At 42.1% G+C, this 24,205-nt stretch carries 25 protein-coding genes; 12 read left to right on the top strand and 13 right to left on the bottom strand.

Going from position 1 to position 24,205, the window contains the following annotated elements; translation table 11 throughout:
- Window positions 1-149 precede the first annotated feature (149 nt).
- The 5 genes from glmS to AACX33_RS16525 all read left to right on the top strand — a co-directional run bounded on the left by glmS (window position 150) and on the right by AACX33_RS16525 (window position 5,378).
- Window positions 150-2,048 (top strand): glutamine--fructose-6-phosphate transaminase (isomerizing), encoded by a 1,899-nt coding sequence (gene glmS, locus AACX33_RS16545; protein ID WP_194000332.1) that lies wholly within the window; start codon window positions 150-152, stop codon window positions 2,046-2,048.
- 95 nt (window positions 2,049-2,143) lie between these two features.
- Window positions 2,144-3,370, top strand: coding sequence for an AAA family ATPase (locus tag AACX33_RS16540; RefSeq protein WP_194000331.1), 1,227 nt, complete (start codon window positions 2,144-2,146; stop codon window positions 3,368-3,370).
- Window positions 3,371-3,387: 17 nt separating this feature from the next.
- Window positions 3,388-4,008, top strand: coding sequence for a DUF4276 family protein (locus AACX33_RS16535; RefSeq protein ID WP_194000330.1), 621 nt, complete (start codon window positions 3,388-3,390; stop codon window positions 4,006-4,008).
- A 477-nt stretch (window positions 4,009-4,485) separates the two neighbouring features.
- Window positions 4,486-4,743 (top strand): hypothetical protein, encoded by a 258-nt coding sequence (locus tag AACX33_RS16530; protein ID WP_194000329.1) that lies wholly within the window; start codon window positions 4,486-4,488, stop codon window positions 4,741-4,743.
- 293 nt (window positions 4,744-5,036) lie between these two features.
- Complete coding sequence (locus AACX33_RS16525; RefSeq protein ID WP_194000327.1) at window positions 5,037-5,378, top strand: helix-turn-helix domain-containing protein; 342 nt, start codon at window positions 5,037-5,039, stop codon at window positions 5,376-5,378.
- A 36-nt stretch (window positions 5,379-5,414) separates the two neighbouring features.
- On the opposite strand, the gene AACX33_RS16520 is transcribed toward AACX33_RS16525, so the two are convergent.
- Entirely contained in the window at window positions 5,415-6,089 is a 675-nt protein-coding gene (locus AACX33_RS16520; RefSeq protein WP_194000325.1) for a polysaccharide deacetylase family protein, read from the bottom strand.
- A 133-nt stretch (window positions 6,090-6,222) separates the two neighbouring features.
- Here AACX33_RS16520 and AACX33_RS16515 point away from each other — a divergent pair, with 133 nt between their 5' ends.
- Window positions 6,223-7,332, top strand: a complete 1,110-nt coding sequence (locus AACX33_RS16515; protein WP_194000323.1) for an acyltransferase family protein — start codon at window positions 6,223-6,225, stop codon at window positions 7,330-7,332.
- A 59-nt stretch (window positions 7,333-7,391) separates the two neighbouring features.
- Here AACX33_RS16515 and AACX33_RS16510 read toward each other — a convergent pair whose 3' ends face one another.
- From AACX33_RS16510 to AACX33_RS16485, 6 genes are all read right to left on the bottom strand, one after another.
- Window positions 7,392-7,976 carry a Uma2 family endonuclease gene (locus tag AACX33_RS16510; protein WP_194000321.1) on the bottom strand — a complete coding sequence of 195 codons (585 nt, stop codon included), beginning with the start codon at window positions 7,974-7,976 and terminating at the stop codon, window positions 7,392-7,394.
- A 19-nt stretch (window positions 7,977-7,995) separates the two neighbouring features.
- Window positions 7,996-8,427 (bottom strand): PIN domain-containing protein, encoded by a 432-nt coding sequence (locus AACX33_RS16505; RefSeq protein WP_194000319.1) that lies wholly within the window; start codon window positions 8,425-8,427, stop codon window positions 7,996-7,998.
- A gap of 2 nt (window positions 8,428-8,429) precedes the next feature.
- Entirely contained in the window at window positions 8,430-8,657 is a 228-nt protein-coding gene (locus AACX33_RS16500) for a hypothetical protein (protein ID WP_194000317.1), read from the bottom strand.
- Window positions 8,658-8,855: 198 nt separating this feature from the next.
- Window positions 8,856-9,884: a GTPase ObgE gene (gene obgE, locus AACX33_RS16495; protein WP_194000315.1), complete on the bottom strand. Its 1,029-nt coding sequence runs from the start codon at window positions 9,882-9,884 to the stop codon at window positions 8,856-8,858.
- 28 nt (window positions 9,885-9,912) lie between these two features.
- A complete protein-coding gene (locus AACX33_RS16490) occupies window positions 9,913-10,287 on the bottom strand; it encodes a four helix bundle protein (RefSeq protein ID WP_194000313.1) in 375 nt (124 codons plus the stop codon).
- A gap of 54 nt (window positions 10,288-10,341) precedes the next feature.
- The gene (locus AACX33_RS16485; RefSeq protein WP_194000311.1) at window positions 10,342-11,010 is read right to left on the bottom strand and encodes a Mo-dependent nitrogenase C-terminal domain-containing protein; all 669 of its coding nucleotides are present in this window, start codon (window positions 11,008-11,010) and stop codon (window positions 10,342-10,344) included.
- Between the two features lie 433 nt (window positions 11,011-11,443).
- Between AACX33_RS16485 and AACX33_RS16480 the strand changes: the two genes are divergently transcribed.
- The gene (locus AACX33_RS16480) at window positions 11,444-12,547 is read left to right on the top strand and encodes a glutamate--cysteine ligase (RefSeq protein ID WP_194000309.1); all 1,104 of its coding nucleotides are present in this window, start codon (window positions 11,444-11,446) and stop codon (window positions 12,545-12,547) included.
- Between the two features lie 158 nt (window positions 12,548-12,705).
- On the opposite strand, the gene AACX33_RS16475 is transcribed toward AACX33_RS16480, so the two are convergent.
- The 3 genes from AACX33_RS16475 to AACX33_RS16465 form a co-directional block, all read right to left on the bottom strand.
- Entirely contained in the window at window positions 12,706-13,410 is a 705-nt protein-coding gene (locus AACX33_RS16475; RefSeq protein WP_194000307.1) for a serine/threonine protein kinase, read from the bottom strand.
- Between the two features lie 103 nt (window positions 13,411-13,513).
- Window positions 13,514-15,358, bottom strand: a complete 1,845-nt coding sequence (locus tag AACX33_RS16470) for a peptidoglycan D,D-transpeptidase FtsI family protein (RefSeq protein ID WP_194000305.1) — start codon at window positions 15,356-15,358, stop codon at window positions 13,514-13,516.
- 95 nt (window positions 15,359-15,453) lie between these two features.
- Window positions 15,454-16,143 (bottom strand): hypothetical protein, encoded by a 690-nt coding sequence (locus AACX33_RS16465; protein WP_194000303.1) that lies wholly within the window; start codon window positions 16,141-16,143, stop codon window positions 15,454-15,456.
- Window positions 16,144-16,627: 484 nt separating this feature from the next.
- Here AACX33_RS16465 and AACX33_RS16460 point away from each other — a divergent pair, with 484 nt between their 5' ends.
- The 4 genes from AACX33_RS16460 to glgB all read left to right on the top strand — a co-directional run bounded on the left by AACX33_RS16460 (window position 16,628) and on the right by glgB (window position 20,703).
- Complete coding sequence (locus AACX33_RS16460) at window positions 16,628-16,807, top strand: hypothetical protein (protein ID WP_194000424.1); 180 nt, start codon at window positions 16,628-16,630, stop codon at window positions 16,805-16,807.
- Window positions 16,808-17,178: 371 nt separating this feature from the next.
- Window positions 17,179-17,856: a glutathione S-transferase family protein gene (locus tag AACX33_RS16455; RefSeq protein ID WP_194000301.1), complete on the top strand. Its 678-nt coding sequence runs from the start codon at window positions 17,179-17,181 to the stop codon at window positions 17,854-17,856.
- Between the two features lies 1 nt (window position 17,857).
- Window positions 17,858-18,187: a hypothetical protein gene (locus AACX33_RS16450; RefSeq protein ID WP_194000299.1), complete on the top strand. Its 330-nt coding sequence runs from the start codon at window positions 17,858-17,860 to the stop codon at window positions 18,185-18,187.
- Window positions 18,188-18,411: 224 nt separating this feature from the next.
- Window positions 18,412-20,703 (top strand): 1,4-alpha-glucan branching enzyme, encoded by a 2,292-nt coding sequence (gene glgB / locus AACX33_RS16445; protein WP_194000297.1) that lies wholly within the window; start codon window positions 18,412-18,414, stop codon window positions 20,701-20,703.
- 314 nt (window positions 20,704-21,017) lie between these two features.
- On the opposite strand, the gene AACX33_RS16440 is transcribed toward glgB, so the two are convergent.
- Window positions 21,018-21,659, bottom strand: a complete 642-nt coding sequence (locus AACX33_RS16440) for a DUF3386 domain-containing protein (protein ID WP_194000295.1) — start codon at window positions 21,657-21,659, stop codon at window positions 21,018-21,020.
- Between the two features lie 102 nt (window positions 21,660-21,761).
- Here AACX33_RS16440 and AACX33_RS16435 point away from each other — a divergent pair, with 102 nt between their 5' ends.
- Complete coding sequence (locus AACX33_RS16435) at window positions 21,762-22,436, top strand: LuxR C-terminal-related transcriptional regulator (RefSeq protein ID WP_194000293.1); 675 nt, start codon at window positions 21,762-21,764, stop codon at window positions 22,434-22,436.
- 57 nt (window positions 22,437-22,493) lie between these two features.
- On the opposite strand, the gene AACX33_RS16430 is transcribed toward AACX33_RS16435, so the two are convergent.
- Together AACX33_RS16430 and hisB are read right to left on the bottom strand one after the other, a co-directional pair.
- Window positions 22,494-23,474, bottom strand: a complete 981-nt coding sequence (locus tag AACX33_RS16430; protein WP_194000291.1) for an ABC transporter ATP-binding protein — start codon at window positions 23,472-23,474, stop codon at window positions 22,494-22,496.
- A 71-nt stretch (window positions 23,475-23,545) separates the two neighbouring features.
- Complete coding sequence (hisB, locus tag AACX33_RS16425; RefSeq protein WP_194000289.1) at window positions 23,546-24,169, bottom strand: imidazoleglycerol-phosphate dehydratase HisB; 624 nt, start codon at window positions 24,167-24,169, stop codon at window positions 23,546-23,548.
- Window positions 24,170-24,205 lie beyond the last annotated feature (36 nt).

Genomic DNA, 24,205 nt, shown 5'->3' with positions numbered 1-24,205 from the left:
AAATTTTTCTTTTAGTCTAAAGTTTAAAAAATTATAACCATACCTGATAGCATAGGGAGCAACTTGCTCCTTTTTTTTGGACAAAAGGCCGCTTTCATGCTGGCAGGTGAACTAGATTAAATTATATTGAAATCAGAGTGGTGTGAGTCATGTGTGGAATCGTTGGGTATATAGGGACTCAAGCGGCAACGGATATCTTACTGGCGGGGCTAGAAAAACTGGAGTATCGCGGGTATGACTCCGCGGGGATAGCCACAGTCTGGGAAGGTGAAGTGGACTGTGTTCGCGCCAAAGGCAAACTACATAACTTACGTTCTAAACTCGAACAAATCGCCACTCCTGCCCAAATTGGGATTGGTCATACTCGCTGGGCGACTCATGGGAAGCCAGAGGAACACAACGCCCATCCCCACATGGATATGGCTATGCGAGTGGCGGTGGTGCAAAATGGCATTGTGGAAAATTACCGCGAGTTGCGGGAAGAACTTAAACAAAAAGGACACCAATTTGTTTCGGAAACCGACACCGAAGTTATTCCCCATCTGATAGCGGAATTTTTAAAGCATCCCCCAGCGCCTCATCTCCCTAGTTCCCCATCTGCTCTTTTAGACGCAATTCGCCAAGCTGTTAACTATCTTAGGGGTGCGTTTGCGATCGCAGTTATTTCTGCTGACTACCCAGATGAATTGATAGCAGTTCGCCAACAAGCTCCCCTAGTCATTGGTTTTGGTCAAGGTGAATTCTTTTGCGCCTCCGACACCCCCGCAATTGTGGCTCATACTCGTGCAGTTTTACCGCTGGAAAATGGCGAAATTGCTCGTCTGACTCCCTTGGGTGTGGAAGTTTATAACTTTGCTGGGGAAAGGTTGAAAAAACAACCCCGGATGCTGAATTTGAATCCCACGATGGTAGAAAAGCAGGGATTCAAACACTTTATGCTCAAAGAAATTCATGAGCAACCGGGGGTAGTTCGAGCTAGTTTAGCAGCTTACTTTAATACTGGTGGTAATTATGCTGAATCAGCTTCACCAATTAATCTCGGCTTACCTACGGAATTTTACGCAGATTTAGAGCAAATTAATATCGTCGCTTGTGGTACAAGTTGGCACGCGGCATTACTGGGAAAATACTTAATTGAACAACTAGCAGAAATTTCCACTCAGGTACATTACGCTTCTGAATATCGCTATGCACCCTCGCCTTTAACCGCAAATACATTAATTATTGGTGTGACCCAATCAGGTGAAACTGCTGATACTCTAGCCGCTTTAGGGATGGAAAAAGAACGTCGCCAGGGGAAAGAACCCAAATATCAAGCGCGACTTTTAGGGATTACCAATCGTCCAGAAAGCAGTCTGGGGTTAATGGTTCCCCATATGATTAATACCTTAGCCGGAATGGAAATTGGGGTAGCAGCCACGAAAACTTTTATCGCCCAACTAATGGCATTTTACGCTTTGGCGTTGGATTTAGCGGCTCGTCGTCAGACAGTTTCGCCAGAGAGATTAGCAGAGATTATTCAAGGGTTGCACCAAATTCCGCAACAAATTGAGGCGACTTTGCCAAGTCAGGAAACTTTAACTGAACACCTAGCACATGATTTTGCAGAAACCAAAGATTTTATCTTTTTAGGTAGGGGGATCAATTTTCCCATTGCTTTAGAAGGGGCTTTAAAATTAAAGGAAATCAGCTATATTCATGCTGAAGGTTATCCGGCTGGGGAAATGAAACATGGTCCCATTGCTTTATTGGAAGCGAAAGTTCCGGTAGTGGCGATCGCAGTTCCTGGTACTGTGTATGAAAAGGTGCTTTCTAATGCCCAAGAAGCCAAAGCCAGAGATTCCCGCTTAATTGGTGTAACTCCCAGTAATGATGGTGAAGCAGCAGAAATCTTTAATGATTTGCTCCCAGTTTCGGAAGTAGATGAATTACTCTCACCGATTCTGACTGTGATTCCTTTGCAATTATTGGCTTATCATATTGCGGCGCGTCGCGGTTTGGATGTTGACCAGCCCCGGAATTTGGCAAAATCTGTGACAGTTGAATAGTAGAATTTTATATCTGTATCCACAACAGTTGTAGATACAGATGAAAGATGCTGATAAATATGTAGCAATAGGATATATACCCTAAATGTGTTTATATGCCTAAACAATCTATTCCCCGTATAGAATATATCAGAGTCAAAAATTATCGAGCGCTGCATGACATAGAACTCAAAGGAATTCGTCCTCTAACTGTTTTCTTAGGGCCCAATGGTAGCGGTAAATCAACTATTTTTGATGTTTTCGCTTTTTTATCAGAATGTTTTACAGTCGGCTTGCGGAAAGCGTGGGACAAACGCGGACGCTTTAGAGAACTGCGGACACGAGGTGCAGACGGACCTATTGTAATTGAATTAAAATATCGTGAAAACGGAGATTTACCTATCATCACCTATCATCTTGCTATAGAAGAAGGACTAAAAGGACCTTATGTAGCAGAAGAATGGTTGCAATGGAGAAGAGGTCAGACTGGCAAACCATTCAAATTTCTCGACTTTCAAGAAGGTGCTGGAAAAGTAATTACAGGCGAAAAGCCAGACGAACAAGATGAGAGAGTATCTGAACAACTAAACTCTTCTGAACTACTTGCTGTCAGTACTTTGGGTCAATTTTCTAAACACCCTCGTGTGAGTGCATTACGCAATTTTATTACTGGTTGGTATCTTTCCTATTTAAGCGCAGATAACACCCGCAGTATTCCAGAAGCAGGACCCCAGGAAAGATTATCACCTACAGGAGATAATTTACCTAATGTCATTCAATATCTCAAAGAACAGCATCCTGATCGGTTACAACAAATTCTTAATATTTTATCCTCTCGTGTTCCCCGCTTAGAAAGAGTAGACGCGGAAATGATGCAGGATGGGCGGTTATTGCTGCAAATTAAAGATGCTCCTTTTCAAAAACCAATACTTGCTAAATTTGCCTCAGATGGCACACTCAAAATGTTAGCGTATCTCTCAGTATTATATGACCCAGATCCACCGCAACTTGTAGGAATTGAAGAACCAGAAAATTACCTACACCCTCGTTTATTGCCAGAATTAGCAGAAGAATGCCGCGCAGCTTCAGCTAATACTCAATTAATGGTAACTAGCCATTCACCTTTTTTTGTAAATGCTCTTAAACCAGAAGAACTTTGGGTACTTTACCGGGATGAGCAAGGGTATACACAAGCTAAACGAACGGCAGATATGCCAGGAATTAAAGATTTTATCGAACATGGAGCTACTTTAGGTTCTTTATGGATGGAAGACTATTTTGAAGTGGGTAATCCTCTAGTTAACTCTGGTGGACCTAAGAGGAATTTACCTCAAGCAAAATAAAGAAGGAGTCAATAAACTTGCACATTGAGTTTTTAGTAGAAGAATTATCAATGAAAGAAGCTCTCCAAAATTTACTCCCTAAAATTTTAGGAGAAACTATCAGTTTTGATATTCACCCTTACCAAGGTAAAAAATATTTACTTGCTAAATTACCTCACCGTTTGAGAGGATATAAATCTTGGTTGCCAGATGAAGACCGAATTGTAATTTTAGTTGATGAAGACCGGGAAGATTGTAAATTATTAAAGGAAAGACTAGAAAACATAGCTATTGATGCAGGCTTTATTACTAAGGCTAAGGCATCAGTAGGTATAGGTCAAAATTTCCAAGTTCTCAATAGAATAGCAATTGAAGAACTAGAAGCTTGGTTTTTTGGAGATATAGATGCTCTTATCAATGCTTATCCTGGAATATCACCTAATCTAGAAAAGCAGGCAAAATACCGTGACCCAGACTTAATTATGGGTGGTACTTGGGAAGCTTTAGAAAAAGTGCTACAAAGGGCAGGGTATCATAAAGGAGGTCTAGAAAAGACAAGAGCCGCACGAGAAATATCGCAATATATGAACCCATCCATTAATAGCTCGAACAGTTTTCAAATATTCTACGATGGCTTATTAAAAACAATACATAATTAATAATTAGGCAAGAATCAACCTAAATGCATGACAAAATGTAAATCATCCAAAACTCTTACATATATCTAAAGCGTTCACTTAGTGTGCCATAGGCATAAGCTCCGCTAACGTGTAGCGTGACTGCTTCGGTCTTATGCTTCACTCCGTAAAGTGCCTGCACAGCTTGTAAAGATTTCAGTTGACTCAGTAAGCTCTTGTATTCATAGCTACCAGCGTTTAGGCTGTAAAGGTTTCACAAAATAGGCAAAAATCTTGCTTATGTAGAAACTATTTCTAAAGATTGTGATCAATGCGTGAATATTTACAGTACAATTGCTTTGATCTCGTGCTGGCCAAGTAATTTTTCTCACACCAAAGTTTATAATAACTTTTTGCGGATATCTCTAAAGATTCTTGAAAGACTACCTAGTTTCTTTCAGAATCAATATCAAGATTTTCGTTTTTTTAATGTCCAGTTTTCCAAACCTTGAAATTAACATGAAACTAATCAAAAAATCTGAAAAGCTTCTCCTCGATAAAATCAAGCTGATGGAGGAAGCCGAAGAACAAAGTCCTCCAATAGAAACTCCTAATTTTCCAGAACCGACAGTTGAGGAATATCAAGAATATCTAGAGAATGGAGAAATTAACTATATTCCTTTACGGACTCATCCCATTATCCAATCTGTGGGTAACTCAGGTTGGCAAGTTTCCGATATTTGGAAGGATGTCAGAGTGGATAATTTCTCCAGTTAACCAGAGTAATTACAGTATTAATTGTTACTAACTCTGTCCCCTAGAACTCGCGGAACCACTCAGACAAAACGCGTAGCGGCTGACCGCAAGGACGGCCACCTACGCGGATTAAAAAGTCGGCATTTTTGACTTTAATGAAGTTTTGTGCCATTTTTCATCCTGATTTTCGGGATACTAGCCTGCAAATTTTCAGTATATTTAGTGCAAACAAAAGTTTTTTAATAATTTTCTAGGCTTTGGTTTGTTTGGTGATAGGATACACATCTATAAGATCAAATAAAAGTGCTGTAGCTGTGAAACACAAGCCAAAACCCAGGATCGCTTTGCTTCGTGAAAAAGCAGGGCTAACCCAACTTGAACTCTCCCGTCTTGTAGGCGTAACTGAAAGCACTATCCAGAATTGGGAAAGCGGTAGGACGGGGACAGACCATATTGAAAGAATTATTCGGTTTTGCAAAGCTTTGAATTGCCAAGTGCAAGAGCTTATTGAAGATATGAGCGAGTCATCAGAAAAGCCTGTAGCTGAACCCAGTTCATTAAGTGACATACATAATTTGTTGGGAACTGAGAAGTCAGCCACATCTGGAAATGCTGAATCTAAAGTTGCTCAAGAAGAGAAAGCGCAGCGTCAATAATTGGTATTTTCTCATTCAGCATCACTGGCTGTAAAATTATGCTTGGTTTTGCTGCCACAGAGTATCAACAGTCACAAATTCATAGCCTTGCTGTAACAATTGTGGAATCAGTATTCTGATTGTAGCAGCAACATCTTGTCCACCACAAGTACCATCATGTAACACAATTAATGAACCGTTTTGGACTTGTTTGAGAACTCGTTGGACTACAGTCGCTACTCCCGGTCTTACCCAGTCTTCTGGTACAATACTCCACATAACTGGTCGGTAATTCCACTTGATAAATAATTGTAAGGTTTGGGGTGTAAATAAACCGTTGGGGGGTCGGACATCGCAGACTTGTTCGGGTGTCAAGTCGCAAGCATTGTAAATCGCATCTTGAGTTTTTTCTAAACTGTCTTGCAGATCATTTGGGGAAAGTGTCAGAAAAGAGCGATGATCGTAACCATGTAATCCGATCCAGTGTCCGCGATCGCATATCGCTTTGGCAATAGCCGGGGAACGGTTGACGCAAGCACCCAACCAGAAAAAACTAGCTTTGATATTGTAATGGTCTAATACAGCCAATACTTGGGGTGTGTATTCCGGGTGGGGTCCATCATCAAAGGTGAGTGCGATCGCTTTATGATAGCGGTTACCACTCCAAAGACAATGAGGAAAACTCGGTTGGAGAATCCGATAAAAAAACGGGAACAGGGGCGCTAGCTGCATTTTAAGTTTTTTGTAGCTTGTCTTAGTTTAGCGTTGACAAAATTAAGATATCTATAGATTAGTCAAGGTAGGCGCATTTAAATGGTATTCACAAAGGGATTTAGGACAACTCGTCAAATATAAAATTCCCTCTATGCGCCTGTCCTCATTAGATGTTTTTCGCGGTATTACCATTGCTGCTATGATTTTAGTCAACATGGCAGGAGTTGCAGGTGATGTATACCCCCCCTTAGCTCATGCAGATTGGCATGGTTGCACACCCACAGACTTAGTATTTCCCTTCTTCCTGTTTATTGTCGGTGTAGCAATGTCTTTTTCCTTATCAAAGTATACCGAAAAAGTTTACTCGCGGATATTCCGCCGCGCCGCCATACTTTTCGCTTTGGGGTTGCTACTCAATGGCTTTTGGAATCAGGGGATTTGGACTTTTGATTTAAGTAATATCCGCATCATGGGAGTATTGCAGCGTATCAGTTTAGCATACCTGTTTGCCTCTCTTGCAGTCCTCAACCTACCACGCAAAGGACAATGGATACTAGCAGGCGTGTTACTCATTGGCTATTGGCTAACCATGATGTATGTCCCAGTTCCCGAATATGGCGCGGGTGTACTGACGCGAGAAGGCAACTTAGGCGCTTATTTCGACCGTTTAATTATTCCCCAACTCCACTTGTACGCAGGTGACGGATATCAAAATTTGGGAGATCCAGAGGGATTATTCAGCACCATTCCTGCTATTGTCAATGTTCTCATTGGCTATTTTACAGGGCAATGGCTACGCAATCAGCCAGTAAAAACACGTACTAGCATAGGGTTAGGATTATTTGGGATTGGTTGCTTAATTATAGGTTGGGCGTGGGGGTGGACATTCCCCATCAACAAAAAGCTGTGGACAAGTTCCTATGTGGTCTTCAGCAGTGGTTGGGCTTTGCTATTGCTAGCAGCCTGCTATGAACTAATCGAAGTGCGACAGATACGGCGCTGGAGTAAGGCTTTTGAAATTATGGGATTAAATGCGATCGCACTCTTCACTGCATCCGTTTTATTAATTAAAATCTTAGTCAGAACCAAAATCGGCACAGGTGACAACGCCATCAGCACCTACAACTGGATTTACCAAAACATTTTCGCATCTTGGGCAGGTACTTTCAACGGTTCATTCCTATTCGCCCTAGTCACCCTTTTATTCTGGCTAGCAATTGCTTATCTCATGTATCGCCAAAACTGGTTTCTCAAAGTCTAACCTCTGCGCCTACCCTGCGGGAACGTTTTCAACGAATGCGCCTTTGCGTGAGACTCTTCCTACTCCTCCACACTAAAATCCACCTGGTCATAAATATCAGCCAACAAAACTTGACAAGGAACAGCAGCTAAATTTAAAGTCACATCCCCATCATCATATTCAGAAAAAATCCATTTATTCTGATCAGTCTTGCAATAATGCTCAACGTGCAGAGTATACTGGTCAATCAGAATATACTCTTGAAAACTGCTAATTGTGCGATAAGCAGCAAACTTTTCATCGCGGTCATAACTTTTAGTAGACTTTGATAACACCTCAGCAATCATCACTGGGTTTATAAGCGTATCTTTTCTACCTTCTTGATATTCCAAAGGAGTTTGCACAACCATCACATCAGGATAAGTGTTAATTCGTCTTTGAGGAATCCAAAGACGCTGGGCTGCAAAAAAGACTCGATAAGGCTGACGCTTGAGAGCGACATTTAGGAAGGCATAAAAATTGCCAGCTAGTTGGTTATGATTAGGTGTTCCGCCTGTCATGGGGATAATTTGACCATCAATATATTCATGGCGTATTTCTGAATTTACTTCTAATTCTAGGTATTCTTCAGGCGAATAATAGCTTTGTTCTTGTGCAATGGTCATGATATTTTAACCCCCAAGGCTAGAATTTCAAATCATTAAGTTCAAAAAATTGTTTAAAGCCTTTTTTAATTAATCCTTCTTTAAGTTTTTTATCTCCTGTCCACAACAAGCCTTTTAATTCCAATGTTAAAGCAACATGAGGAGTGTCACTTTCATCAATATCTTGACATAAAGCGTATGCTGTTGCTCGATTATCAGGTGCAATTAAGTCTTCTTTATAGAGGTTCAGCCTTTGTAACAATATTTGGTAAATTCGCACTATTTCGGTTTCAGATAGCTGATTTACTTTAATAATTTTTTCTTTACGTTTAAACAACTCAACCAAAACTAGTTCGCAAATAAAATAACTATATTCTCCTTGCAATAGTAAAGTAGAAAAACTAGACTTGTTGTTAAGTAATGCAGAAAATAAAATATTAGTATCAACAATAATTGACTGTTTTTTAGTCACAATTAATCCCCAACAAATTTATGTTTGATATTTGACCACACATCAATATCAATTTCTTTGGCTAGGGTTTGAGCTTGCTCTACTGTCAGACGGCTTTTTTTTCTCAAACTCTCTAACTCAAGATAGTCTAAAAACTTGGTTAAGGTATCTATCTCGATAACATCTTTATTTAACCTGATAATCAGGTCTTGGTTTTCTACAGTAATATTATAAAGTGTTTGCTCTGTCATAGGATTGTAATTTTTAACGATATTTGGGACGGACTAAACCTACATATTTCTATTATCTCATACTCTTTTCGGATGAAGTTCTAATTTGAGCAGCTAAATTTCGAGCAGTTCCAGAAATACTGGAACCCTCAAAACAGATAGCTAAATTAGTATAAAACCAGTCTTGACAGTTTTCGCCAGTCAACTAATTTTCTCTACCTACTGCAAAACCTCCACTTTTTCAGCCGCATTCATTTGGTCAAGAATTCCCCAAAGTTCCTGTAACATTGGTTCTAACCCTGAGCGGGTAACTGCTGAAATCAAGAAAACTGGAGACAGAGACAGGTGATTAAGTTCAGTAGCTAGCGCTTCTAAATCCACTGTTTCCCTATCAACTGCGTCAATTTTATTCAGCACCAAAATCTGCGGACGCTTGGCTAAACCTCGTCCGTAAGCTTGTAACTCCTGCTTAATTGTCTTGTATTCCCCAATCACATCTTCGCTAGTCGCATCAATCAGGTGTAACAAAACCTTTGTGCGTTCAATGTGGCGCAAGAAATCGTATCCCAAACCCGCACCGTGGGAAGCACCTTCAATTAAACCGGGAATATCAGCAAAAACAGTACCATCCCCAGTAGGTTTTCTGACTACACCCAAATTAGGAATCAAAGTTGTGAAAGGATAGTCAGCAATTTTAGGACGTGCGGCTGATAGAGAAGAAATTAATGTAGATTTACCAGCATTTGGTAAGCCAATAATCCCCACTTCCGCCAAAAGTTTCAATTCGAGACGCAGTACCAACATTTCTCCTGGTAGTCCAGGTAAAGCATATTCTGGGGCGCGGTTACGGTTACTCAAAAAATGCTGGTTTCCTAATCCACCTTTTCCGCCCGCAGCTACTCGAAAACGCTGTCCAGGTTCAACTAAATCGCAGAGTAAAGCCCCTGTACTTCCATCATAAACAGACGTACCGCAAGGAATTTCCACGATTAAATCCTTACCGTTAGCCCCAGTGCAGTTATTTGGTCCACCACGTCCACCATTATCAGCTTTAAAAAGATGCTTGTATCTGAAGTCCAGCAAAGTTTGCAGGTTAGTATCAACAACAAAAATCACCGAACCGCCACGTCCGCCATTTCCACCAGAGGGACCGCCAGCTGGTACGTATTTCTCACGTCGGAAGGCGACGATACCATCGCCACCTTTACCAGCTTCAACTTCGATTAGTGCTTGGTCAATAAATTGCATAATTTAGTCATTAGTCATTGGTCATTAGTCATTGGTCGTCTGGAACGTTACCAATTGATTTCAGGTATGCGTTTAATTGGGGTGCTAGTTCATTGATGGTTAGCTCTAATGCATCTATTTGTTTATCAGTTAGCAAGTTACGATTATATGCTCGTCTGAGCCAGTGCTGAGTTTCGTACAAAGACCCCCTAGCTATTTTGACGAAACGACGATTATCTTGATAACTTCCTCTTCCTACACCTTCTGCTATATTCGCACCAATACTATCTGCTGAACGGATTATTTGTTTACCTAGTGTACCTTGCGCCAATGGCTGCCAACTATTAACAATTTTCCAGATGTCATCAGCTAATTTTTCAGACAATTGATAAACGCGTAATTCTTGAAACCTCCTACTTGACATTATCCTACTTAACTAATGCTAATGACCAATGACCAATGACCAATGACTAATTGACTAAATATATGGTGAAATATCCTCACCACATTCATCTGCTAAATAGGAGAGGGCGCGAAAACGTAAACCCACTAGTTGCTCATACAATGGGTTGATTTGACACAATGGCGGAATATGTACAATTTTGCGCCCAAATAGGGTGATATCCCGCTCAAAGGGACACTGTGAGGGAATCATTCTGCACAAGAATCTGGCAACTCTGGGGTCTTGGATTTCTAGCCCGTCTAGCCAGTCACGCAGGGGACACAGTACATCTTGTGGAGGTGCTTCTGCTGGTGCTAGGGTGGAAATCTGTTTTGCTGGTGCTAGGGTGTGGCGTAAGGACTCTAGGATGTCTTGGGGCTGTTCCAAAGCCGTGTACAACTGCTGCATGACTTGATCTTCGCTGGGCGAATATGTACCATTAGCGATCGCCACCATCACAGCTGTACGAGTAAAATTTTCGGCCGCTGGTGTTCTTTTACCCAACTTTGCAGCTAATTCCTCTGGTTGAATTACTTTTAGTGAATCCAACGAAATTCCTGGAGCTAATTCATCCTCAGTCAGACTGGTAATTAACTGCTGTTCTTCAGGATCAAAGTTACCATCTGCCCAGGCAATTGTCAGCAGTCCACGTAACCAAGCGGTAATCTGTTCACTGCTATAGGGAGATTGAACGGCTGTTGTCATCGTCACGCCTCAAACGTTCCTTGGTGAATAATACTAAGCTACTTTAGATCATGATACACAGTCATCGTAGCTGACAGTAGCGATCGCCTCCTAGCAGCCGTGATCAAATATATTTCCAATTTATCTTGAGAATTTTTATATTTAAACTGCAAAATAGTACGTTATTTTATGTAATAGATGTATTTTTCAGGAAATCTACACTTAATCTCAGGGACTGTCAAAAACACGATTAATTCACCTCTACCGCCAGAATAGCAAATTTCCAGTCCCATCAACCCGGATGACAAACTCCAAATTCACAGAAAAATTTAGTGCAATTGACTACAAATTTGATAGATTAATTAATGCCAAAGTATCTCAGATAGACTGCTACATGAGACGCAAGTAGCACTACTTTAACTAGACAACCCTAATTACTTGTCATTAAGGATACATGAAATTTTATTTTGGCATTGAGCATGAAGTCGCTTTCCTTAACCAGTCAGGAAAATTTGCTGATTTTTCCGAGACTAAATTCGCTGACTTTGATCAAATTGTGGAAAAACTGCCCACATACCCCAACGATTATGCACAATTGCGGGTTGGTGATGCGGGGATTAGGCAAAAGAGATGGTACATCGAAGGATTTGAAAGATTTGCTGATTCTGACAAGGTGATTGACTGTCTACCTAAAGGTATCGAAATCAGAACCACTATCCACTCTGATATTCAAGGCGCTTTAACTGAATTATCCGAAAGTTTTGACTTACTGCGGGAAGTAGCGATTGGCTACGGTTTTTCAGCAGTTTTAACGAGTTTTAACCCCCATAAGACTGTATTTGAGCCTCAACCCCCTTTAAATGAATATGAACTCCAACAGCTACAGACCTATCCAGACGAAAGCACTGCTAATATTTACATGGTGACTTATGGGCCAGATTTAAATATTTCAGTGGCAGACTTACCAATTGAAAATGTGATTGATATTGGTAAAAAGTTAACTTATTACAGTCCTTATATCGTTCCTTTTAGTTATAGTTCTCCTTTTTATAATGGGGGATTATGGGATGGTTTATCAGTACGAACTTTTGTCAGAACTGGAAAAAGATCCGCAGCGCTCGTGTTTGTGGAGAACCAAGAACAGCTAATTAGTAGTATCCCTTCATTAACAAAAATTGCCCGCATTCCGGCTGAAGTGGGACGCATTGAATTTAAAGCTTGTGATAGTTGTGATGATTTTTCTATCTATGGGGCTTTGTTGGCATTATTAAAAGGTTTGATATTAGATAAAACTTTATTAGGGAGAGCAACTATACCTGATGCAGATTTACACCAGATTTCTGCAAAAGAAGGCTTTGATAATGCCGATATTTTTGCTCATGCTGCCCAGCTTTTAGAAGTAGCTGAAGTTTCCCTGGGCGATGATTCAGATGTGGATTTATTAACTCCATTAAAAGATATGCTGGCAAAGCGCAAAACTAAATCCCATCAACTAATAGAGGCTTACCAACGTGTAGGTTCTATAGAAGCAGCACTCCAACAGACTTATCAAGGATAGTAAGTAACAGCCAAGGTAGTTAGGGCATGGCAAAATTCTAAAACCCAGTCACTTTTGACTTTTGACTTTTGACTTTTGCTATATTTCCCCGTCTGATTGGCAGGTGAAGTAATACTCCCAGGAAGTCTGGTTTCAATCAGACTTCCTCTTTTTTTCCTTTAACTTCGACCATTTAATCTAAACTTAAGTAATCTTTTGACTAGTTGACCAAAGGACTTTTTGAGAGAAGTTCCTATACGATAAGATTTGCGGATGATATTTAAGGCAGATTTTGGCACGCGCAGTCGAAGTGGGTACAACACCGGAAGATAGAACCAGTAATAAGCCTTTTTCAGGTCGTTCCACTTTGAGCAGGTTTCTACATGGAGAAAATCTGAGATATCTACAACTAATCCTCTCCCTTCCTGCATCATCACATTCCGACCGTGGACATCATGAGGTTGGAGTCCCTGATTTTGGGCATAGTTAAGAGCTGCATCAATATCCCGGATTACTTGCTTGGGAATAGGTAAACCCAAGTGCATACAATCGTAGAGGGTCGTTCCATAAAGCCGTTTCAAGACTAAAAAGTTATCTTTGGCATAGAAACACTCAGAGAACGCCCGATGAGAACCTAGACGACGGTAGACTTCTACTTCCTCTTCATAGCCTGGCCTTCCTGGGGCATAAATCTTGACTACAGAGTCAGGGTAGTCAGGGTGATAGACTACTACGGCATAATTTCCTGCGCCCAGCAGCTCCCAGGGTTGAGGAAGATAGTTAACCTTGATGGGATTATGGGGATTGACACTTTCAATTTGTAAGCTAGGCAGTAGTTGCTGATAAATACTTTCGAGCAGCTGCTTGGGGGGCGATTTGTCCATATCAAGTATCGGGAACAACAGGATTTGTCAGATGCTATCAGAATTTATTTTCAACCATTCTAGGGATCAATAATTTAAATTTTGGCAATCCCGAATCTATTGACTATTTTGATTGAGAGTCTGACTTAATTTGCTGACTTGGCGGAATCCCTTCAATGGGAATCAACGCTTCCATTACGGCTTTGACAATTGGTGCGGCTACGGTAGAACCGTAAGCATTTGCCCCTTTTGGCTCATCTGCTACGGCAAAAACCACATAGCGGGGAGATTCTACTGGCAAGATACTCACGAAACTGGTAATTCTAGCACCGGGAATATAACCCCCATTAGGACTAGCTTTTTGAGATGTGCCTGTTTTACCAGCAATGCGATAACCCGGAATTTGTGCCGCATTGCCAGTACCTTCTAATACAACAGTTTCCATCATTTCCACAACGGTTTGGGCTGTGGCGGCTGAGAAAATTTGGCGTGGTGTGGGCAGATTGGGTGGATAATGCATCTGCCCTTTGGTATCCACTAAACCTTGTACTACATGGGGTGTGACTAATTTACCACCATTGGCTAAAGCGCCATGCATTTGCACCAACTGTAACGGTGTCACAGAGAAGCCTTGCCCAAAGGATGTAGTTGCTGCTTCAATGGGCGAACCGAGAAACTCTTTTTGACCTTTGATCTGTCCCCGAACTTCAAAGGGTAAATCTGTCTCAATGGTTTGCCCTAGTCCTAAGCGTTCCAGCCAGTTGTAATAGAGCGAAGGCTTCATCCGTTGAATGATTCGCACCATGCCAATATTGCTAGAAGTTTGCAGTATTTTCGCAATGTTGATGTTTCCATGACTATTAAGTCCGGCATTTCTGATGGTGTGTTTACCTATCTGAATAGAACCGGGATCATTAAACACATCATCTGCTTTAATGGCACCATTTTCTAAAGCGATCGCCACATTCAACGGCTTGAAAGTCGATCCCGGCTCATAAAGATCAGCCACTGTCCAGTTTTTAAACAAAGAAATATCAGCTTTGGAGTATTCATTGGGGTTATAGGTAGGATAAGAAGTCAGAGCTAATAAAGAACCATTTGAGGCATCCATCACAATCACCGCCCCACGTTTAGCCTGAAACTTCTCCATCTGTGCTTGGAGAGCTGTCCGGGCGACCCTTTGCAAACGGCTATCAATAGTTAGTTGCAGCCGCAGGTCGTCAAAATTGAGAAATCCTTCCGGTGCATGATTTGGCAGCAGTCTCCCATTACCCGCCCGACTCAGCTGCACTGTCTGCACCGAACGTTCTAATAACTTTTCTTGACTGTATTCCACACCCGCCTGACCTTGACGGTCCATATTTACGTAGCCTACTACGTCTGCAACCACATTCTTTTGCGGGTAATATCGGGAGTATTGTTGAATCAATTCCAAGCCATTTAAGCGCAATGATTTCACGCGCTCCGCGCTGACTTCCGGGAGAGCCGAAGCCACTGTAATTCCACTATTTCGGCTTTGAAAAGTTTTCACTAACTCAGCGGGGGTTTTGTCCAGTATGGGAGCCAGCCGTTCTGCCATTTGTTGATTAGACTGATTAAACAGCTTGGGATGGGCATACAAGGTATAGACAGGGCGGTCAACTGCTAAGACATTGTTACTGCGATCTACCACTAGGCGACGGGGAACGAAAGGTCGTAATTTCACCATTTGCTGGTTGCGCGCCCTTTGCGTTAACTTTGATCCCTGGACAATCTGCAACTGATACAAATTTATTGCTAGCCCCAACCCGGCGGCCATTAATAGCCCCCAGATCACGAATAGTCGGGATTTAGTATTTCCTATCTGGTCTGAAGTATTAGAGGTAAACTTAAACCTCTGCATAAACCCTAACAGAGAAGGCTGCTCTCGCCTTCTAAATGCTGGATTCCGAAAATTTCTAAATTTTAATTTACTCGGTGACTTCTGCATTTACCTGCTCAGTATTAAAAATCAGTGAGCAGTAAGCAGTTACCGCCAGAAATCGGACTTCGGTGGAAATCCGGCTGGGATAACTGATCACTGCTCTAATATCCTAGTGGCGAGGGCGAGTTTTGCTGAGTTTCCAGATTTGGTTGTGTACTCAGGGGTTTGGCATCAGAACTATCAGATGGAGATGCTGAGGGTAAAAAAATTGTCCTTGCTGGTGTTGGTGACACTAGCCCAGCTGCTTCTTGTTCTGCTTCCTCAGCCATTTTGTTTTTGAGGGTGGCGTTGGTTGTGGTTAACTGCCGTTCATGAAGTTGCAGGTTTTGCAGCCTGTTATATCCCTGACCCCACAGTTCTTGAGAATACACTGTCCAACCATAAACAAATAGAGTTGCTAGCACCAATAAAAACGTCACAACGGAGGAATAACGATGTGAGGTGTACAAACGTAGTAACCAAAACGGTGCGGCTCCAGAAGTAGGCATCACAGGCAAACTGCCTCCGCCTGACTTGAGATTTTTCGGCGTTGTTGTATTTGACTGAGTTTTGAGATGGGAGACTGGTTGTTTAGATACCTCTAGCAATCCATTGGTGGTAGAAATTGATAACTTTTTTGAAGCACGCCGTTGTCTTTTTGAGGATACTGGCAAAGTTTCATCTGCAAGTGTAGATGTACTCCCAACGGTTGATTCTAGACGCATGGAGCGCCGCTTCCCTACAGATGGGGGAGAATTTCGCCGGAACCAAGTACCTGTGGTAGAAACAGCTGATTTACGAACAACAGCCATAAATATTTTTAGATTGAGAATACTGTGTTTGAGTTTGTTTGCCTGTTTTGGCTCAGGTGAGAATCGTGTTCTGTGTCATCAGTACACCAAACACCCTTTTAAGTGTTCTGATAGGTAACTACACTAATGATGGCATTAGCTGGGTATTGTAATACTTATAATCAGTAAGCAACAATATTACCTTTAAAGTATGGCAACAGGAGGCAGTAAGCGGCAAGACCCTCGGAAAAGAAATAATTTAGAATGTGATGTCTTGGTTATCTAGCAAATTTATTCATAGACATTCGGCTCTCTGGTTACTGTAGTCCTTAACCAAGGAGATTGATCAGTCTACTGCATAATAACTAAACTCAAAAAAATCAACCTAAAGTGTTGCTTTTCTAAATCTCGGCACCAGGCATTTAAAAAATTCGCAACAAATAGGTTATCTTATTCAACAGGCGACTTTTTTTTGGAGCGCCATTATTTGGTGAAAGAGGAGTTTATGATGAAAAGAAAAATGTTTGGTTTTGTTTTAATGTTAGGTCTGGCTACCGTTCTGGGAGCCTGTGAACCTACTCCTGAGCCTGGTGCGGCTCCACCTGCTACTCCGGCTCCTGGTGAGCCGACTGACGGTGCTACCCCTGCCCCTGTTCCTGCCCCTACACCCGGCAATACTCCATAAATTTTCCCAGTAAAAATCGCGCCCAAAAAACTTACGAATGGTGTAATTTACTACAAAAATTCAGTTAATTTAATTTTGGGCGAGTATACAGTATCTTTTGGTTCAGTGGAGTAACACCTTTATTTAAGGCGGCAGGTCAAGGATACTGGTAAACATGGTTTCATCTGCAACCAAGTGTCCTGTTTTGGACTTACGCAGGAACTATCTGAAACTCTCATTCCACGGTGTTCTCTGCGGCTACCGTGGTTTGTTATTTCATCATCTTGCGTCAGTCCTATTCTTGGGATTATTGTTAATTAAAAATACTTCCTTTAAAGATTTAGCAGTTAAGCAGATAAAATTTATTCGTTATTTTCAGAGAAAGTAGTTTTATGTTGCTACTGCAATTTAGTACATCTCATTATTGTCGCAAAGCCCGACTAGGGCTAGGCTATAAGCAAATTAATTATAAAACTGAAAATCTGACTCCTGGGTTGCATATCCTGCGAGTTAAGCCGCTAACTGGTTTGAAGACTTTGCCGGTTTTGTTACCACAAATGGAAGGTCAACCAAATGCGATCGCTGATTCTACTGAAATTTTCAAGTTTCTGGAAACTTACCAAACAGAACCATCTTTATTCTTACCTGACAATGAACAGCAAACAGAAGCTTTGATGCTAGAGGATTGGTTGGATGAAAGCATCGGTACAGCCACAAGGTTTGTATATTATCAGTTTCGCGCTGGCGTTGGCAAGCAGATTGACCCTTCATTACTGAGCCAAACAGTCATCTCAGTCGTGCGCCAACAATATGGCATCAACAAAGCTAGTGTAGAATTAGCTAAAAATAGACTTGTGACTGCGTTGTCAGAGTTATCTATCCGCTGGCAAAAAAATGATTACTTGGTAGGAAATCAGCTAAGTGTCGCAGATATTGCCGCCGCTGCCCTGCTGAGTCCTCTAGCACTCATTCCCCAGTATCGTCAAGGATATCCCTGGTTATTTGAACGCATTGTGCAAGTCCATCAACTGTGTTATGAACCATTACCGCCGGGGCTGAGTGAGGGTTGAGATGACGGGGATAGGGAGAAAAAAAATAGTCTTTGGGGTTTTGATAGTCAGCACTAGCATTCTGGTGTGGTTAACCAGCTATTGGGGTACACCTGTAGTAGCATTACCACCGCCTGAAGATATACCCGAAGAAATACTGCGGACAGAAATTATTATAGACGCGCGATCGCCTGTTGATGGCAAACCCCTCAATGCTGCCGAATACGCAGAACTACAAGAACAGCTACAAGTCAGTCCTCCACCCAAACTGAGTGCCGATTTGCGGCAAACTATTTACCTCATACAGTTACGTAAAGCCTTACTACAAATTTTTCCGTTTTTAGATATTTGACAAACGCACTCTTGTATGCTTAGTTACCCATCACCCGATCATCCTGAAAAAATTGATGCCTCATTGTGATGTACGATAACGGTGGCGAAGAAATTACAAATAAATGTAAAGAGTATATTTAGAACCATAAACTTAGTTTTTTCTGAGCAAAACCACGCTGTACTCAATCAGGTCAGCGGCGACAGTATATCATTCAATTACTTTATTTAGATGTAGGTAGCTTCATGTCCATGACCACAATTGTCCCAGAACAGGTTAACCGTATAGTAGGGAATCAGCATCACGATCCCTTTGAAATACTAGGTTCTCATTGCATAGAACAAAATGGCAAAAAAGTCTGGGCTGTGCGAGCCTACCTACCAAATGCCAGTGCCGCATGGGTAGTTCTGCCTGAGCAACGTCAGGAATACCCGATGCAGACAGTACATGATCCGCATTTTTTTGAATGCACAATTGAAGTAGCAGAACTGACAAACTACCAACTACGAATCAAAGAAGGCGAACATGAGCGTGTCACTTATGACCCCTACGCCTTTCGTTCTCCAAATTTGACAGACTTTGATTTGCATTTGTTTTCCGAAGGCAATCATCACCGGATATACGAGAAAATGGGAGCGCACCCCACAGAAATCAAGGGTGTCAAAGGTGTTTATTTTGCCGTTTGGGCCCCCAATGCTCGTAACGTTTCCTTGCTAGGAGATTTCAACCTCTGGGACGGACGTAAACACCAGATGCGGAAAGGCCCCACCGGGGTTTGGGAATTATTCATTCCGGAAATCGGGGTGGGAGAGCATTACAAATATGAAATTAAAAATTTTGAAGGACATATTTACGAAAAATCCGATCCTTACGGTTTCCAGCAAGAAGCCCGACCGAAAACAGCATCCATTGTCACTGATTTAAGTGCTTACACTTGGAATGATGAAGACTGGATGGAAAAGCGTCGTCACACCGACCCTCTCACTCAACCCGTCTCAGTTTACGAAGTGCATTTAGGTTCTTGGTTACACGCTTCTAGTTCAGAACCAGCAAAATTACCCAATGGTGAGACAGAACCTGTAGTTGTGGTTTCCGAACTCAAACCAGGCGCACGCTTCCTGAGCTACAGAGAACTAGCAGACCGACTGATTCCCTATGTCAAAGAAATGGGATACACCCATTTAGAACTGCTACCCATTGCCGAACATCCCTTTGATGGTTCTTGGGGTTACCAAGTAACCGGATATTATGCCCCTACCTCCCGGTTTGGGAGCGCTGAAGATTTCATGTATTTTGTGGACAAATGTCACGAAAACGAAATTGGCGTAATTGTTGATTGGGTTCCCGGTCACTTTCCCAAAGATGGTCATGGTTTAGCCTTCTTTGATGGTAGTCACCTTTATGAACACTCCGATCCCCGCAAAGGCGAACACAAGGAATGGGGTACTTTAGTCTTCAACTACAATCGTCACGAAGTCAGGAATTTCCTGGTAGCCAATGCCCTGTTCTGGTTTGACAAATATCATATTGATGGAATTCGGGTTGATGCTGTCGCCTCGATGCTTTACCTTGACTATTGCCGTGAACCAGGAGAATGGTTAACTAACCAATATGGTGGCAGAGAAAACTTAGAAGCAGCAGAATTTTTGCGTCAGGTAAATCACGTTCTTTTCAGTTATTTTCCTGGTATCCTCTCAATTGCGGAAGAATCCACTTCTTGGCCGATGGTATCTTGGCCTACCTACACAGGCGGATTAGGCTTTAACTTAAAGTGGAATATGGGCTGGATGCACGATATGCTAGATTACTTCAGCATGGACCCGTGGTTCCGCCAGTTCCATCAAAATAATATTACCTTTAGTATGTGGTATAACCACAGTGAAAACTTCATGCTGGCTTTGTCCCATGATGAAGTGGTACATGGCAAGAGCAACATGATCGGCAAAATGCCTGGTGATACATGGCAGAAGTTAGCAAATGTGCGTTGTTTATTTAGCTATATGTTCGCTCACCCAGGCAAGAAAACCATGTTTATGAGCATGGAATTTGGGCAATGGAGTGAGTGGAATGTCTGGGCAGATTTGGAGTGGCAATTATTACAGTATGAAGACCACCAACAATTAAAGCAGTTTTTCCAGGACATGAACCATCTTTACCGTTCTGAACCGGCTTTATATACCCAGGATTTTGCCCAGGATGGCTTTGAGTGGATTGATTGTAGCGATAACCGTCATAGCGTAGTTTCCTTTGTCCGTTATGACAAGGATTCTGATGATTTCGTGATCGTGGTTTGCAACTTCACACCCCAACCCCATTCTCACTACCGCATTGGTGTACCACAACAAGGATTTTATACCGAGTTGTTTAATAGTGATGCTCGTCCCTACGGTGGCAGTAATATGGGCAACTTAGGCGGTAAATGGACAGATAACTGGTCATTGCACAGTCGTCCTTATTCGCTGGATTTATGTTTGCCACCTTTGGGTGTGTTGATGCTGAAGTTCGATAAGCAAAAGACTGCTGAATTAATGGCATAATAACCCCACTTTAACTCGGATCTTGCATCCAGAACCCTTGTAGAGACGTTCCATGGAAAGTCTCTACATTTTTTGTCGGATATGTCTCAGCTGGTAACTAGACTTATCCTTTCATAAATTCTCAATACCCGGTGAATTACCGTTTATATTTTGGGTAATTTGCTCTTGATTTCAGGTGTAATTGTAGTTCTATTTGCCGAAAATTGGCGTGCTGGTTTAGCGATCGCCTGTCCTGTACTTTGTGCGTAGGACTAGCCCGCCGCAGGCGATCGCTTGTTTTTGCTATTTAAAAATCAATCTGAAGCAGCAACAGATTACAACAGTTTCAGGTTCGAGAACACAAACTCTTGAGTAGAAACTTTTCCGGCTGTTTCAGTGCGAATCTCACGACGATTTAAAATGAAATATTCACCAACTTTTTCATATTCATCGGTAAACTCACTTCTACCACCCTTTTGTTCACCTGTTTTGGGGTCATGGTATACAGAGTCATAGGTGTGAGACAAGTAACCGGCTCCGGTATCATGACTGCTGAAAGTGTCAATAGTCACAAAAGTACCGTGGATTAAACGGTGAACGTGGCAAACTTCATTATTGCGAACTTTATATTTATCGCCTTCACCTTTACCACCAACTAAAATTTCAGTTGCGCCGGTTTCGTCAGTGTTACCATAGCTGAATTGATTGGCGCTGTGGGTATCTTCAAAGCTACGACGGACACGGTGAATCGCAATTTCCCAAGCTTGACCGTGGATGGCTTTTTTGGCAGCTTCATCTTCTACTTCCAAGACTTCGGCTTTCAGGTTACCGTCAATGATTACTTTACCTGTAAATACTTGCTCGTCGTATTTATAAGTAATATCTGCGGTATAACCGGGAAAAGTGCTATCCCAAGTGTAGCGATTTTCATAAGCAGCTCGGAAAAGTTCCTGAGCCGAAAGTTTTGTAATTGTCATATGCTTCTCCTAGCGTGACTAGCTATATTAGCGTTTTATCTTGGCTAGTATTAGCATAGAAGTAAATATGAAGCTTCGCATAGTCCCCAAGTGGGTACACTTATGCCTAATTCTCTTTACGTTGTATTTCAAGCGATCGCTAATGTCAACAACGAGCAGCAACTCAGACTGGCTCTCATGGATAAAATTGGTGAGTATTTTGGCGTACAACATTGCGGTATCTATCTGATCGATGAACAGCCAAGTTCGGAAATTAATGTTCAGACTATTCCCGCAGTCTGTATGGAGAATAACCCAGTCGGGCGCTATGTGGTGGAACGGCACGCTCCCGCCCATGAACAATTAATATTATCACCAGGAGATTGGAAACATTTTTGTTCGCGTCAAGACCATGAACACGTAATGACTGGGCCGATTGTTTGTGATGGTCGTCTGGTTGGAACTTTAAATTTAGCCCGTAACCAAGGAACTGAAGCTTTTAATGCCGATGACATCGCAGATTTAAGCGCTTTATGCATTCATTTATCAGCCAAACTTGCCACTCTGCGAGCCAAAGAAGCAAAAATATCCAATTCGCTGTTAGTCAGTCCTTTAACCGCCCGTGAGCTAGAAATTGCGGAATTGGTAGCACAGGGGTTAACAAATGCACAAATTGGTGGACAACTTTGGATAACGCAAAATTCTGTCAAGCAAGCCCTGAAACGGATGTTTCGGAAGCTTGGCGTTTCAGCTCGGACTGAGATGGTAGCAAAACTACATTTGATCTCTGTTAATTAGATTACTTAATTGGAGTTGGGGTTACCAACCCCAAGCAAGTCTGGCAAGTTGACCATTCTAATGAACGGATTTATGTTGTTGTAACTGTTGGATAAAAAATTCTTCGAGAGAATGACGAGATAAGTTCATAGTAATTATTTGCCCCTTCATCAAACGGAGACTAGCAAGAAAATCATAGTAATCTTCTTGTAATGTCCCTTGCCAAGAACCATCACCCTCAAAAGCGAGATTAGGTATCCACTGTTTCAGAACCTCGGAGTCTCCACCGCGACCTTTGATGTAGTATGTTTGATCACTGCCTAATAGTTCCTCTAAAGAACCAGAACAAATGACTTCACCTTGAGAGAGGATAGCGATGCGATCGCAAATTTTTTCCACTTCACTCAGCACATGACTATTGAAGAAAATAGTTTTACCTGCGGCTTTCAGCGATAGGATAATTTCCCGCATTTGGTAACGTCCCACAGGATCTAAACCAGACATGGGTTCGTCGAGAAAGATCAATTCCGGATCATTAATTAGTGCTTGTGCCATACCAACACGCTGTAACATCCCTTTAGAATAGCGACGCATCGGCTTTTTCCGCGCATCGACTAGGGATAAACCGACTAATTCCAGCAGTTGGGGAATGCGTTGACGTTGCAACTTTTGGGGAATCTGAAATAACCCCGCAGCTAGCTGGAGAAATTCCCAGCCAGTCAGATAGTCATATAAATAGGGATTTTCTGGGAGGTAGCCAATCAGTTGCTTGGTATGGCGATCGCCTAATGGCTGTCCCAATAATAAACCCTTTCCCGAACTGGGGCGGATAATTCCCAACAACAGTTTTAAAAGGGTAGTTTTCCCAGCCCCATTTGGCCCTAATAAACCAAAGGTTTCCCCTTTGTAGACCTTAACAGAACAGCTTTTGAGAGATACAACTTTTTGATTCATCCAAAAACCCGTGCGATAGACTTTTCGCAAATCAGCAGTTAGGACTACTGGCGGGTTATCAATAGTATTCAGTTGATTATCGGGGATGTCTACACCAGACTTCATGTCACAATTACCACCAAGTTTTTCAATTATCACAAATTGAGTAGCTAAGTGGTTCCTTTAGCCTCACTATCCTATAGAATACCCTTAGAACTGGGAATTGTACCAGCACGACGGGAATCAATTTCCACAGCCATGCGGGTAGCCCTAGCAAAAGCTTTAAATGTCGCCTCAATAATATGATGGGAGTTAATTCCATCCAATTGCCGAATATGCAGTGTCATTTGGCTATGGTTGACCAATGCGACAAAGAATTCGCGTACTAGCTGAGTGTCATAGGTTCCCACGCGCTGGGTAGGAATTGACAAACCATAGCTCAGATGAGGTCTTCCAGAAAAATCCAGCGCCACTTGCACTAAAGCTTCATCTAAAGGTGCGAGAAAATTACCGAAACGAACGATACCTTTCCTGTTACCGAGAGCTTGACTAAAAGCTTGTCCTAAAGTGATACCCACATCTTCATTCGTGTGGTGGTCATCAATTTCCCAGTCCCCTTGGGCTTGGACATTTAAGTCAATCAGCCCGTGGGAGGAAATTTGATGCAACATATGATCCAAAAACGGAATCCCGGTGGCTGCTGTGCAGATACCTGTACCATCCAAGTTGACAGTAACTTTGATATCAGTTTCGCCAGTGGTGCGATGAACAGAGGCAACGCGAGCAGTGTAACTTGAATTGAGGCGATCGCTTGTTTGCATAGCTGGGGATTGGGGAGTGGGGAGCAGGGAGTGGGG

It is taken from the genome of Nodularia sp. LEGE 04288, from assembly GCF_963896525.1.
Classification (GTDB): Bacteria; Cyanobacteriota; Cyanobacteriia; order Cyanobacteriales; family Nostocaceae; genus Nodularia.
Note: the sequence above shows the minus strand (reverse complement) of the source record. Positions and strands in the feature narration are given on the sequence as shown.

What these genes read in the sequence shown, in the direction of transcription:
- glmS (WP_194000332.1), top strand. Translation starts at nt 150, where the DNA reads ATGTGTGGAATCGTTGGGTATATAGGGACTCAAGCGGCAACGGATATC.
- AACX33_RS16540 (WP_194000331.1), top strand. Translation starts at nt 2,144, where the DNA reads ATGCCTAAACAATCTATTCCCCGTATAGAATATATCAGAGTCAAAAAT.
- AACX33_RS16530 (WP_194000329.1), top strand. Translation starts at nt 4,486, where the DNA reads ATGAAACTAATCAAAAAATCTGAAAAGCTTCTCCTCGATAAAATCAAG.
- AACX33_RS16520 (WP_194000325.1), bottom strand. Translation starts at nt 6,089, where the DNA reads ATGCAGCTAGCGCCCCTGTTCCCGTTTTTTTATCGGATTCTCCAACCG.
- AACX33_RS16515 (WP_194000323.1), top strand. Translation starts at nt 6,223, where the DNA reads ATGCGCCTGTCCTCATTAGATGTTTTTCGCGGTATTACCATTGCTGCT.
- AACX33_RS16510 (WP_194000321.1), bottom strand. Translation starts at nt 7,976, where the DNA reads ATGACCATTGCACAAGAACAAAGCTATTATTCGCCTGAAGAATACCTA.
- AACX33_RS16500 (WP_194000317.1), bottom strand. Translation starts at nt 8,657, where the DNA reads ATGACAGAGCAAACACTTTATAATATTACTGTAGAAAACCAAGACCTG.
- obgE (WP_194000315.1), bottom strand. Translation starts at nt 9,884, where the DNA reads ATGCAATTTATTGACCAAGCACTAATCGAAGTTGAAGCTGGTAAAGGT.
- AACX33_RS16490 (WP_194000313.1), bottom strand. Translation starts at nt 10,287, where the DNA reads ATGTCAAGTAGGAGGTTTCAAGAATTACGCGTTTATCAATTGTCTGAA.
- AACX33_RS16485 (WP_194000311.1), bottom strand. Translation starts at nt 11,010, where the DNA reads ATGACAACAGCCGTTCAATCTCCCTATAGCAGTGAACAGATTACCGCT.
- AACX33_RS16480 (WP_194000309.1), top strand. Translation starts at nt 11,444, where the DNA reads ATGAAATTTTATTTTGGCATTGAGCATGAAGTCGCTTTCCTTAACCAG.
- AACX33_RS16475 (WP_194000307.1), bottom strand. Translation starts at nt 13,410, where the DNA reads ATGGACAAATCGCCCCCCAAGCAGCTGCTCGAAAGTATTTATCAGCAA.
- AACX33_RS16470 (WP_194000305.1), bottom strand. Translation starts at nt 15,358, where the DNA reads ATGCAGAAGTCACCGAGTAAATTAAAATTTAGAAATTTTCGGAATCCA.
- AACX33_RS16465 (WP_194000303.1), bottom strand. Translation starts at nt 16,143, where the DNA reads ATGGCTGTTGTTCGTAAATCAGCTGTTTCTACCACAGGTACTTGGTTC.
- AACX33_RS16460 (WP_194000424.1), top strand. Translation starts at nt 16,628, where the DNA reads ATGATGAAAAGAAAAATGTTTGGTTTTGTTTTAATGTTAGGTCTGGCT.
- AACX33_RS16455 (WP_194000301.1), top strand. Translation starts at nt 17,179, where the DNA reads ATGTTGCTACTGCAATTTAGTACATCTCATTATTGTCGCAAAGCCCGA.
- AACX33_RS16450 (WP_194000299.1), top strand. Translation starts at nt 17,858, where the DNA reads ATGACGGGGATAGGGAGAAAAAAAATAGTCTTTGGGGTTTTGATAGTC.
- glgB (WP_194000297.1), top strand. Translation starts at nt 18,412, where the DNA reads ATGTCCATGACCACAATTGTCCCAGAACAGGTTAACCGTATAGTAGGG.
- AACX33_RS16440 (WP_194000295.1), bottom strand. Translation starts at nt 21,659, where the DNA reads ATGACAATTACAAAACTTTCGGCTCAGGAACTTTTCCGAGCTGCTTAT.
- AACX33_RS16435 (WP_194000293.1), top strand. Translation starts at nt 21,762, where the DNA reads ATGCCTAATTCTCTTTACGTTGTATTTCAAGCGATCGCTAATGTCAAC.
- AACX33_RS16430 (WP_194000291.1), bottom strand. Translation starts at nt 23,474, where the DNA reads ATGAAGTCTGGTGTAGACATCCCCGATAATCAACTGAATACTATTGAT.
- hisB (WP_194000289.1), bottom strand. Translation starts at nt 24,169, where the DNA reads ATGCAAACAAGCGATCGCCTCAATTCAAGTTACACTGCTCGCGTTGCC.